This is a genomic window from Streptomyces sp. NPDC051310, from assembly GCF_044455245.1.
Classification (GTDB): Bacteria; Actinomycetota; Actinomycetes; order Streptomycetales; family Streptomycetaceae; genus Streptomyces.
The window spans coordinates 204,205-215,006 of the sequence record NZ_JBITEO010000013.1 but is presented as its reverse complement, the minus strand read 5'-3'; the positions used below and the strand labels follow the sequence as shown (position 1 = coordinate 215,006).

The window sequence follows — 10,802 nt, the reverse complement described above, 5'->3', positions numbered from 1 at the left end:
GGCCCGCCGGCGCGCGGCGGCCCCCCCCCCGCCCGCCCCGCCCCGCCCCCCCCCCCCCCCCCCCCCCCCCCCCCACGGCCGTGTCCGCGTTCCGGGGGCGTGTGCCGTGAGATCGCTGAGCCGGACCGCATCACCGGTCTGTGCCGGGCGACCGAGCAGTGTGGACGTGCTCTGCTACGGGAGTATCAAGGCGCCGCTCCGCGTGCAGGAGCACGCGGAAGCCGTGCTGAACCCCCCGGCATCAGCGCTGTGTTGCGCGCTGAGCGTGCGGAACTGGCGCTACGTCACGGCCGGTTGACGCCTCCGCGCGCCTCTGTGACGCTCGTCGTATGAACGGGGATGTGAACGACGGGGGCGTGAACGGGGACGCGTTAGCAGTGAGGCTGGCCCGGCAGGCGGTCGCCGAGATCGCACCGGACGAGCTCACCCTCTTCGAGGAGACCAGCGCCGCCTTCCTCGCCTCGCGGGGCGCGGCCGCCCACAGGCGGCGGGCCCGGCGCGAGCCCCTGGCGATGGGCCTGGAGATCGTCGGTGAAGTCCTCACCGGCGTGGCGCTCGCGGTGGCGGTGGAGGTCGTCCGCCACGCGACCTTCCAGGCCGCGGAGGCCGTGGGCACGCGGGCCCGGCCCCGGCTGGCCCGCTGGTTCCGCCGCCGGGGCACGCGGGCGGACGGGCCGACGGGGACGGATCCGGAAGCCGGGGCCGCCGCCGGGGCTGGGTCCGAAGCCGGTCCGCAGGCCGTGACCGGGGCCGGGGCCGGGGCCGTGGCCGGGCCGGAAGCCGGGCCTGACCCCGTGACCGGACCGGAAGCCGGTCCGCAGGACGTGACCGGGGCCACTCCCGGGGCCGTACGTGAGCCCGCGCCCGCGGCCGGAACCCCGGCGGACGTCCCAGCCGGACCCGGGACCACCTCCCGTCCCGGGACCACCTCCCGTTCCGAGGCCGCCCCCGGCCCTGATGCCACCGCAGGCCCGGACGGGGCCACGAACGACGCCCCGGGCCCGCCGCTCCTCACGCCCGACCACCTCGCCCGTCTCCGGGAGATCGCCGTCACACGGGCCACGGCCCTGGGCCTCGCCGCCGACCGGGCCGGGCTGCTGGCGGACGCCATCGTCGGCGGCCTGGTCGCCGCGCAGACCGCGACGCCTCCGCCGCGGACGCGTACCGCACCGTCCGGCGACCTCGCCGCCGGATGACGGCGCAGCCACCCCGGCCCCCGTCGCCCGCTCCCGCCGCCGCCCGTCCCAACCCCTTCGCTGTGACCTCGGGGACGGCGCTGCGCTTCGGTCTGCTCGTCCTCGCCATGTCGGGGGCGGCGACGACCGTCGGCAGGAGCTACGTCGGCTGGCTCCCCCTCGGCCCCGGCGACATCGACCCGCAGGGCTTCCGGGACTGCGTCTTCCGTGTCCTCGACGACCTGGCGGCCGGCCGTCCCACTCCGCCCGGCACGTGGGCCGAGCGCTGTGGCGGGTGGTCCGCGAGCAGTTCCGCACTGCTGGGACTCGTCCCTCTCGTCCTCTTCTGGGCCGCGACGTTCGCCCTGTACTGGGTGCGGCCCGCCCTGCGCATCCGGCAGCGCGGCCTGCGACCGTTCCCGGCCGACCGGCTCCCCGGCCCGGCCGCCGAGCTGGCGGCCCTGCGCACGCTCGCGGAGGTACGGGAGGAGGTCACCTACGTCGTGGACCTGCTGGACCCCGGTGTGACCGGTCTGGCCTTCGGGCGGCGCGGCAGACGGTACGTCATGATCAGCCGCGGACTGCTCCACCTGTACGACACCGATCCCACGGCGTTCCGCGCGGTCGTCCTGCACGAGCTGGCGCACCTGCGCAACCGTGATGTCGACATCGCGTTCCTCACGGACTCCGCCTGGCGGATCTACCTGCCCGCGCTCCTGCTCCCCGGCATCGTCGGCGCGCCCCTGACGCCGCTGATCGCCCCGTCCGACTCGGGCCCGGCGTCCTTCTACCTCCTGGGTGCCTGGCAGTCGGTCCTGCTGGGCGTGGTCATCCCGCTGGCCCGCAAGTCCGTGCTGCGGAGCCGTGAGCTGCACGCCGACGCGCGGGTGGCGCTCATCCCGGGAGGGGCGGCGGGCCTGGCGTCGGTGCTGGCCACGGCGGAGGAGGCGGAGCGTGAGGCGGCCGCCGAGGCGGAGGCGAAGCGGGCGGCGAGGGCGAAGGCGAGGGCGCGCTCGAAGACCGGGGTCAGGGCCGAGGCCACATCCGAGGACGAGGCCGAGGCCGAGGCGCGGGCGCGGACCAAGGCCGGGGCCGAGGCCGGGGCGCGGGCGCGGACCAAGGCCGGGGCCCAGTCCGACGCGGGTACCGCCGCAGACCCCGAGGCCGGGGCCGACGCGATGGACATCTGGTTCACCCACCCCGGCCCCGGCACCCGCCTGCGCGCCCTCGCCGACCCCGGTCGGCTCTTCCGGTTCACCCCGGCGAGCGCGCTCACCCTCGGTGTCGTCGGCACGTACGCGTACGAGCCGGTGACCGATCTCATCGACGGGCTCACCGGTCTCAGCAGCTACGAGCCGCCCGCCATGCTGCCCCTCGGGCTCGTGCTCGGTGTCGGTCTCGCCCTGGCGATCTGGCGGGCCGAACTGGCGGCGTTCCTGACCGGCCGCCGGTGGGAGATGGCGGACCGCGTCGGGAAGTTCTTCGGCGCGGGGCTGGTGCTGGGCGCCCTCGGCACCCCGAAGTACGCGGCGTCCATCGGCTCGGCCGTCCAGCCCTCCCCGATCACGCTGTTCTCCTACGCCCTCGTGCTCGGCGCGGGCGGCTATCTCGCCGTCCGCTGGATCTCGGGCACCGCGCGCGCGTGGGCTCCTGTCGTCGTGGCGGGCCGGCACCCCCGTGCGGTCGTCCACACCACGGTCGCCTGCGCGGTCCTGCTCCTCACCGTCTGGCTCAGCCATCTGCTGCAACTGGCGATCTGGTCCGAGACATTGCAGTCGAACAAGCGCCTCGGTGGCGGACTGCCCGACGGGATCCGCCTCGTCGTCGGAGCGGTCGTCCAGCTGATGGGCGTCCCGCCTCCCCTGCTGATCGGCCTACTGCTGCTGGCGGCACTGGTCCCGTTGTCGGGCGGGGTCGCCGCCCGCCGTACGGGAGTCATCGCGCCGGACCGCTTCCTCCTCGGCCCGCCCCCCGCGCACTGGCAGGCCCCGCCGCCGGAACCCGGCCCCGGCGTGGCTCTGCGCACCGCCCTGTGGGTCGGCGGCACCGGGGCCTCCCTGTGGTGGTCGGTGCACGTGTTCAGCGCGCTCGCCGCTCCCTCCCTGCTCCCGTGGGACCCGTTCCTCATCGGTGTGGTGCTCGCCGGCCTCCTGCAGGTCGTCGTGGCCCTGGTCGCGGAGTACCGCACACGCGCCGCCGCCCGCGAACTGGGCCCGCTGCACGGCATCCTCGCGGCCGCGGTCGCCGGCGCGGTCCTGCATCCGGCACTCATCGCCACCAGTGACCACTCCCGCTGCCTGCGCTTCGGGTTCGACGCCGGGAACTGCCACGTCGTGCCCACCGCCGACGGCTGGTCGGTGGCGTTGTCGGCGCAGGGGTGGGGACTCATCGCGGCGAGCGTGGTGGTGCTGATCCGTGTCGGGCTGATCCGCCGCAGCCGCATGCGTGAGCAAGGTCCTGGCAGGGGCTCTCGATGACGCTTCCCGGCCGGCCGCCGGTACGGCCGTCTCAACAGGTGTCACGGGCTTTACGCTCCTGACGCGCTCCTGCCATGATGTGCCGATGCACGCGTCTCAGGGGAGAAGCGCCGGCCTGGGACTCGCCCTGGCCTCGGCCTTCGCATTCGGTGGGTCAGGTGTCGCGGCCAAGCCGCTGATCGAGGCGGGTCTCGACCCGCTGCACGTGGTGTGGCTACGGGTGACCGGCGCCGCACTCGTCATGCTGCCCGTCGCGTGGCGCCACCGCGGCCTGCTGCGCCGCAAGCCCGCGCTCCTCGCCGGCTTCGGACTGCTCGCGGTGGCCGGCGTCCAGGCCTTCTACTTCGCCGCGCTGTCGCGCATCCCCGTCGGGGTCGCGCTGCTCATCGAGTACCTCGCCCCCGCGCTCGTCCTCGGCTGGGTCCGCTTCGTCCAGCGCCGGCCGGTCACCCGCGCCGCCGCCCTCGGCGTGGTCCTCGCGGTCGGCGGCCTGGCCTGCGTCGTCGAGGTCTGGGCGGGGCTCGGCTTCGACGCGCTCGGCCTGCTGCTCGCCCTCGGAGCGGCCTGCTGCCAGGTCGGCTACTTCGTCCTGTCCGACCAGGGCAGCGACGAGGCGGAGCCGGCCGACCCGCTCGGCGTCATCGCCTACGGGCTGCTCATCGGCGCCCTCGTCCTCACCGCCGTCACGCAGCCGTGGGGAATGGACTGGTCCGTGCTGCGCGGCACCGCCGACCTGGGCGGGACGGCCGCGCCGGCGTGGCTGCTGCTCGCCTGGATCGTGCTGATCGCCACCGTCCTCGCGTACGTCACCGGGATCGTCGCCGTACGCAGGCTCTCGCCGCAGGTGGCGGGCGTGGTGGCCTGCCTGGAGGCGGTCATCGCGACCGTACTGGCGTGGGTGCTGCTCAAGGAGCACCTGTCGGCACCGCAGATCATCGGTGGTGCCGTGGTGCTCGTGGGCGCCTTCATCGCCCAGTCGTCGGCGCCGAAGACGGCGCCGGCCGCACCGGTCGCGGGGTCGGACCCGTTGCCGGCCGGGAGCGACGAAGTGGCGGCCGGACGAGCCGCCCCATAAGGTGTCGGTCATGCATTCGACCGTGCTTCCGCCGCCTGCCGTCTGACGCGGGCGGCACCCCCGAACCGGAGCCGGATCCGTTCCGGCCCGTTCCGGGGCTCCTGATGAGAACCGGGCTCGGGCAGTCCCCGAGCGGTTCGCCGCTGCCCGCGTACGCAGTCGAGCGGCCCACCCTTTCCTGTTCTCACACGGAGAAGTCACGTGTCGATTTCCTCCTCCGCGTCCACGGCTGTGTCCGTCGGGCGGAGTCTCTTCTATCTGATCGTCGCCGGAGTGGCCTGGGGCACCGCCGGGGCGGCGGCCTCGCTGGTGTTCCGGACCAGTGACCTCGGCCCCCTGGCCCTGTCGTTCTGGCGCTGCGCCGGCGGGCTCGTGCTGCTGCTCGCCGCCCTCGCGGTACGGCGGCGGCGTGCGGCCGGCCCGGCCGAACCGCGCCGCAGGCGGGTGCTGCGCATCCTCGGCACGGGCATCGGCCTGACCGTCTTCCAGAGCGCGTACTTCGCGGCCGTCGAGGCGACCGGGCTCGCCGTCGGCACCGTCGTCACCCTGGGGGCCGGGCCGGTGCTGATCGCACTCGGCGCACGCCTGACCATGGGGGAGCGGCTCGGGCGCGGCGGGAGCCTCGCGGTCGTGGGCGCTCTCGGTGGCCTGGTGGTGCTCGTGCTCGGCAGCGGCGGCACCGGCGAGGTGCGGCCCGCCGGGGTGGCGCTGGCCCTGCTGTCCGCGGCGGGTTACGCGGCGATCACTCTGCTGACCCGGTGGCTCGGGAGGGACGCCGGCGGCGGCGACGCGCTCGTCACGACGGCGTGGGCCTTCGCGATCGGCGGGGCCGGGCTGCTGCCCTTGGCGGTCGCGGAGGGCCTGGTGCCGGGTACGGCCGAACTCGCGCAGGTGGTGGGGCTGCTGGCGTACATCGCGGCGGTGCCGACGGCGCTGGCGTACGCGCTGTACTTCGCGGGGGCGGCGGTGGTGCGGGCCGCCACCGTTTCGGTGATCATGCTCCTGGAGCCGGTGAGCGCCGCGGTCATCGCGGTGACGCTGCTCGACGAGCGGCTGACCGCGGCCACGGTGGCGGGCACGCTGCTGTTGCTGGCGGCGGTGGCCGGACTGGCGTTCGCGGAGGCGCGGGCGGCCATGGGCCGGGGGAGGGGCCGCGCGGAGGCGCTCGCCTGAGGCGGCGGCGCCTGTCGCGCCCGTCGTGCCCCTCGTGCCTGTCGCGGGGGTGGCCCGTGCCGCGGTCCCGGCCGCGTCGTCCGTCCCGGCCTGTCGCTTGTCCTCGCCCGTGGCGCCGTCCCCGCCCGCCGTCAGGCCCTCGTGGGTCGCTTGCCGCGGCGGGCGGTGGGAGCGCCGGCGCCGCCACCGGCCCTCCCCGGCCTCCGGCGCTCCGGGCAGCGCCGGGCCGGCGTCAGAGGGCGGAGAGGTAGTCCGGCAGGGTGACGGACGGGTCGAGGTCGTCGGCCGGGACGGGGGTGCCGTGGACGGTGCCGACCGGGACGACACCGGTCCAGTACGGGAGCGTGAGGTCCTCGGGCTCGTCGTTCGGGCCGCCCGTGCGGACCTTCGCGGAGACCTCGTCGAGGTCCAGGCGCAGGACCGCGGTCGCGGCGAGCTCCTTGGCGTCGGCCGGGCGCGAGTCGCGCGAGCGGCCGGGCACGACGTGGTCGACCAGGGCGTCGAGCGCCGTGCGCTTCTCCTCGGGGTCCGTGACCTGGTGGGCCGTGCCGTGCACCACGACGGAGCGGTAGTTGAGGGAGTGGTGGAACGCGGACCGGGCCAGCACCAGGCCGTCCACGTGCGTGACGGTCAGGCAGACCGGCAGTCCCGGATCGGCGTGGCCGGCCATGCGCAGCGGGCGTGAGCCGGTCGAGCCGTGCACGTACAGCCGCTCGCCGACCCGGCCGTACAGCGTCGGCAGGACCACGGGAGCGCCGTCGCGGACGAAGCCGAGGTGGCATACGTACGCCTCGTCGAGTATCGAGTGCACCAGCGCGCGGTCGTAGGAAGCCCGCTCGCGGGAGCGGGTCGGGACGGTGCGGTCGGTCGGTTCGTAGGCGGCCGTGGTCTCGGGCATTGCGTTCCTCCATTGCACTAGTGCATAATGCTGTTTGTGCTAGGAGAGTATCGGATCGAAGGCCGAGGTGCAGCGGAGATCGCCGCGAGCGTCGAGCGCGGGGTCGGCTCCGGCGAGCTGGAGCCGGGGCAACTCCTGCCGCCGATGCGGGAGTTGGCGGCTCGGCTGGGGGTCAACCCCAACACGGTGGCCGCCGCGTACCGGACCCTGCGCGAACGCGGCGTGATCGAGACGGCCGGGCGCCGGGGCAGCCGGGTGCGGCCGCGCCCCGCCACCACGGCGCGCGGAAGCCTCCGGATCGAGGCGGTGGAGGGCGTACGGGACGTGGGGGAGGGCAACCCCGACCCGGCGCTGCTGCCGCCGCTCGGCGAAGCGCTCGCCGCGGCGGGCCGGCACGGCGCCCGGGACCCGGTGCTCTACGGCCGGGAGCCCGTGGACGCGGACCTGGCGCGGCTCGCCCGCGCCGCCCTGGACGCCGACGGCGTGCCGGACGGGCCGGTCGCCGTCACCTCCGGGTCGCTGGACGCCATCGAGCGGGTCCTGACCGCGCACCTGAAGCCGGGGGACGCGGTCGCCGTCGAGGATCCCGGGTGGGGTGCGCTCCTCGACCTCGTGCCGGCCTTGGGGATGCGGCCCGTGCCCGTCGCCGTGGACGACGACGGGCCGCGGCCCGAAGCGGTCGCGGGGGCGCTGGACGGCGGTGCTCGGGCGCTCGTCGTCACCTGCCGGGCGCAGAACCCCACGGGCGCCGCGGTGGGTCCGGCGCGCGCCGCCGAGTTGCGGCGGGTGCTGGCCGGGCGGCGCGCGGACGTGCTGCTCATCGAGGACGACCACGGGCACGGCTTCGTCGACCTGCCCCTGCACCCGCTGGCCGGCGTGACGGACCGCTGGGCGTTCGTACGGTCCGTGTCCAAGGCGTACGGCCCCGACCTGCGGCTCGCCGTGCTCACCGGCGACGCCGTCACCCTCGACCGGCTGGCGGGGCGGCAGCGGCTCGGGCCCGGCTGGGTCAGCGTGCTGCTGCAGCGCGCGGTCGTGCACCTGTGGGAGACGGGCGCCGTGGACACGCGGGCGGTCGCGGCCGCGTACGCCGAGCGCCGGCACGCGCTCGTACGCGCCCTCGCGGAGCGCGGTGTCCAGGCGCACGGGCGCAGTGGCATGAACGTCTGGATCCCGCTGGCCGACGAGACGGGGGCCGTGGCCCGCATGCTGCACGCCGGGTGGGCGGTGGCGCCGGGCGCGCTCTTCCGCATGGCGACGGGGCCCGGGATGCGGATCACCGTCTCGGGGCTGGCGGCGGCCGACATCGGGCCGCTCGCGGACGCGGTGGCCGCAGCGGCCGGGCCCAGGGCGGCACGCAGCCTCGCGTGAGGGGCCCGGCGGGCGCTGCCGCTGGTCGTGTCCGCGAAGTCCCGTCTGCCTGGCGGGCGACGACGGGAATGTGACGACAGGGCCTAGCGCCCTGCCCCGGCGGACCTGGCGCGGCCCTGGGTGAGGGCCGCGCCGGCGAGCACGATCAGCGCGCCCACCGGGGTGTTCCACGTGAGCTGCTCGTCCAGGAGCGTCACGCCGGCCGCCGTGGCGATGACGGGGATGAAGTAGGTGACCATCTGGCCGGTGGTCGGGCCGACCTCGGCGACGATGCCGTACTGGATCAGCACGGCCAGGCCGGTGCCCACGGCCCCGAGCGCGACCACCGCGAGCAGCGGGACGACCGGGAACGACGTCGGCCACGTGGTGAACAGCGGGGTGATCACCGCCAGCTGGAGGGTCGCGACGAACAGCTGCGCACCGGTGAGGGAGAGGTGCGACGCACTGCTCCCCGCGAGCGTGCGGCGGACGTAGATCCAGCCGATGGGGTAGCTGAGCGAGGCCAGCAGCGCCATGGCGGTACCGGTGACGTCCAGCCCGGAGAAGCCCTGCCACGCGCCGAGCACGGTCAGCACGCCCAGGAAGCCGATGCCCAGTCCGGCGACACGGCGGCGGGTGGGGCGGTCCTCCGAGAGGGCGACCAGCGACAGGACCATGCCCCACAGGGGCGAGGTGGCGTTGCAGATCCCGGCGAGGGTGGACGGGATCGTCAGCTCGGCGTAGGCGAAGAGGGAGAACGGCAGCGCGTTGAGGAGGAAACCGGCCACCGTCAGATGGGCCCAGGTCCGGGCGCCGCGCGGCAGCCGTGCGCGCTTGACCGCCATCGCCACCGCGAGGACCGCCGTACCGAAGAGCAGCCGCCCCAGGGTGACCTGGAAGGGGGCGTACGCCTGCGTGCCCACCTTGATGAGGAGGAAGCTGAAGCCCCAGATCAGCGAGAGCACGGCGAAGCGGATGCGCCAGTCCGCGCCGCGGCGGGGGGAGGCGGCCGCGCCGGGGCGTGCGTCCTGCGCGGAGGCGGGCGCGGGCCCTGGGGACCGGAGGGCCGCATGGGCCCCGGGTGCCGGGGAGCTCGGGGAGGCGTCGCTCGGGGACGGTGAGGAGGTCGCGGTGCTCATGCTCATGGCGAACACCATGACGCCTCGGAACCTCTTAGGACAAGCGAGATTTCCTCGATCTCTTCGCTTAGCATTGCTTACATGTTGAATCTGGAGCGACTGCGGACCCTCGACGCCGTGGCCCGGCACGGCTCGGTGACCGGCGCCGCCGACGGGCTGCACGTGACGACGTCGGCGGTTTCTCAGCAACTGGCCAAGCTGGAGCGCGAGGTCGGGCAGCAACTGGTCGCCAAGAACGGACGGGGGGTGCGGCTCACCGATGCCGGGCGGCTGCTGGCCGACCACGCGGCGCGCATCCTCTCCCAGGTGGAGCTGGCACAGGCCGACATCGAGGCGCAGCGGGGCCAGGTGGTCGGCGAGGTGCGGCTGGCCGGGTTCCCGACGGCCGCGCGCGGATTGTTCCCGCGGGCGGTGGCGGGGCTGCGCCGCGACCACCCGGACCTGTGCGTCCGCATCAGCGAGCTGGAGCCGGAGCGGGGCATCCAGCAGGTGCTGCGGGGCGACATGGACCTCGCGGTGGTGCTCGACTGGAACAACAAGCGGCTGCCCGTGCCCGGCGGGCTGGCCCGTGAGCCAGTGCTGGACGACGCCGCCGACGTCGCGATGCCGGCCGACCACCCGCTGGCGGGCCGGGCCGAAGTGGGCCTGGAGGACTTCGCCGCCGACGACTGGGTCTCCTGGCCGGCGGGCGAGTTCTGTTACGACTGGCTGGTGTTCACGCTGCGCTCCCGGGGCATCGAGCCGCGCATCGCCCACCTGGCGGGGGAGCACCACACCCAGCTCGCGCTGATCCAGGCCGGTCTCGGGGTGTGCGTCACACCCCGCCTCGGGCGGGGCCCCGTACCGGACGGCGTCGTCCTCGTCCCCGTACGGCAGCCGATGCTGCGGCACATCTACGCGGTGTGGCGCACGGACGCCGAGCGGCGGCCGTCGATCCGCGCGGCGGTGGAGGCGCTCCGGGAGGCCGGGCGCGCGGTGGAGGGCGTCCAGGCGTACTGATAGCGCCGGCTACAGGCCGCCCAGTTTCCGGAAGTCCCAGGACGCGACGGCGTCCGGCGTCAGCCGCAGCCACGCGTGACGGCCGTCGTGCGGCATCGACTCCAGGCCGAAGTACTTCCGGGCGAACTGCCGCTCCACAGACGCCAGTTCCGGGCACGGCTCACCCGTGCGGGGGGCCTCGCCGACGAAGTCCGCGGTGCCGGACAGCTCCACGCCCCGCAGCTCGCCGTACTCCTCGCCGTCGTCGATCACCACGGCGATCCGCGGATCGCGGCGCAGATCGGCCCAGCGCCGGCTGCGGGTGAGCGAGTACAGCCACAAGGACCTGCCGTCCCAGGCGAACCACAGCGCCCCGGCGTGCGGCCGGCCGTCCGGTGAGACGGTCGCCACCCGGCAGGTGCGCCGCGCGGCGAGGTAGGCGTCGAGTTCGCCCTCCGTCATCATGATCCGCCGGCCCCGGCGCTGAGTGGCCGCCATCCCCGCCCCCGCTCTCCGATGGTGTGTCGGGACAGCATG

At 75.3% G+C, this 10,802-nt stretch carries 9 protein-coding genes; 6 read left to right on the top strand and 3 right to left on the bottom strand.

Annotated features, from left to right (window positions below):
- The first annotated feature begins 329 nt into the window (after positions 1 to 329).
- The 4 genes from ACIA79_RS20990 (at position 330) to ACIA79_RS20975 (ending at position 5,900) form a co-directional block, all read left to right on the top strand.
- Complete coding sequence (locus ACIA79_RS20990) at positions 330 to 1,196, top strand: hypothetical protein (RefSeq protein WP_399429840.1); 867 nt, start codon at positions 330 to 332, stop codon at positions 1,194 to 1,196.
- Positions 1,197 to 1,258: 62 nt separating this feature from the next.
- Positions 1,259 to 3,652: a M48 family metalloprotease gene (locus ACIA79_RS20985; RefSeq protein WP_399429839.1), complete on the top strand. Its 2,394-nt coding sequence runs from the start codon at positions 1,259 to 1,261 to the stop codon at positions 3,650 to 3,652.
- Between the two features lie 85 nt (positions 3,653 to 3,737).
- Complete coding sequence (locus ACIA79_RS20980; RefSeq protein ID WP_399429838.1) at positions 3,738 to 4,727, top strand: EamA family transporter; 990 nt, start codon at positions 3,738 to 3,740, stop codon at positions 4,725 to 4,727.
- A gap of 207 nt (positions 4,728 to 4,934) precedes the next feature.
- Complete coding sequence (locus tag ACIA79_RS20975; RefSeq protein ID WP_399429851.1) at positions 4,935 to 5,900, top strand: DMT family transporter; 966 nt, start codon at positions 4,935 to 4,937, stop codon at positions 5,898 to 5,900.
- 232 nt (positions 5,901 to 6,132) lie between these two features.
- Here ACIA79_RS20975 and ACIA79_RS20970 read toward each other — a convergent pair whose 3' ends face one another.
- The gene (locus tag ACIA79_RS20970; RefSeq protein WP_399429837.1) at positions 6,133 to 6,798 is read right to left on the bottom strand and encodes a pyridoxamine 5'-phosphate oxidase family protein; all 666 of its coding nucleotides are present in this window, start codon (positions 6,796 to 6,798) and stop codon (positions 6,133 to 6,135) included.
- A 36-nt stretch (positions 6,799 to 6,834) separates the two neighbouring features.
- Here ACIA79_RS20970 and ACIA79_RS20965 point away from each other — a divergent pair, with 36 nt between their 5' ends.
- Entirely contained in the window at positions 6,835 to 8,169 is a 1,335-nt protein-coding gene (locus ACIA79_RS20965; protein WP_399429836.1) for an aminotransferase class I/II-fold pyridoxal phosphate-dependent enzyme, read from the top strand.
- Between the two features lie 83 nt (positions 8,170 to 8,252).
- Here ACIA79_RS20965 and ACIA79_RS20960 read toward each other — a convergent pair whose 3' ends face one another.
- Positions 8,253 to 9,293, bottom strand: a complete 1,041-nt coding sequence (locus ACIA79_RS20960; protein ID WP_399429835.1) for a DMT family transporter — start codon at positions 9,291 to 9,293, stop codon at positions 8,253 to 8,255.
- A 75-nt stretch (positions 9,294 to 9,368) separates the two neighbouring features.
- On the opposite strand from ACIA79_RS20960, the gene ACIA79_RS20955 reads away from it, so the two are divergent.
- Positions 9,369 to 10,286 carry a LysR family transcriptional regulator gene (locus tag ACIA79_RS20955; RefSeq protein WP_399429834.1) on the top strand — a complete coding sequence of 306 codons (918 nt, stop codon included), beginning with the start codon at positions 9,369 to 9,371 and terminating at the stop codon, positions 10,284 to 10,286.
- Between the two features lie 9 nt (positions 10,287 to 10,295).
- Here the strand turns inward: ACIA79_RS20955 and ACIA79_RS20950 are convergent, their stop codons facing one another.
- Complete coding sequence (locus ACIA79_RS20950) at positions 10,296 to 10,763, bottom strand: pyridoxamine 5'-phosphate oxidase family protein (protein WP_399429833.1); 468 nt, start codon at positions 10,761 to 10,763, stop codon at positions 10,296 to 10,298.
- Positions 10,764 to 10,802: the final 39 nt, after the last annotated feature.

Coding starts and splice junctions, on each gene's coding strand:
- ACIA79_RS20990 (WP_399429840.1), top strand. CDS start 330: ATGAACGGGGATGTGAACGACGGGGGCGTGAACGGGGACGCGTTAGCA.
- ACIA79_RS20960 (WP_399429835.1), bottom strand. CDS start 9,293: ATGAGCATGAGCACCGCGACCTCCTCACCGTCCCCGAGCGACGCCTCC.
- ACIA79_RS20980 (WP_399429838.1), top strand. CDS start 3,738: ATGCACGCGTCTCAGGGGAGAAGCGCCGGCCTGGGACTCGCCCTGGCC.
- ACIA79_RS20955 (WP_399429834.1), top strand. CDS start 9,369: ATGTTGAATCTGGAGCGACTGCGGACCCTCGACGCCGTGGCCCGGCAC.
- ACIA79_RS20950 (WP_399429833.1), bottom strand. CDS start 10,763: ATGGCGGCCACTCAGCGCCGGGGCCGGCGGATCATGATGACGGAGGGC.
- ACIA79_RS20970 (WP_399429837.1), bottom strand. CDS start 6,798: ATGCCCGAGACCACGGCCGCCTACGAACCGACCGACCGCACCGTCCCG.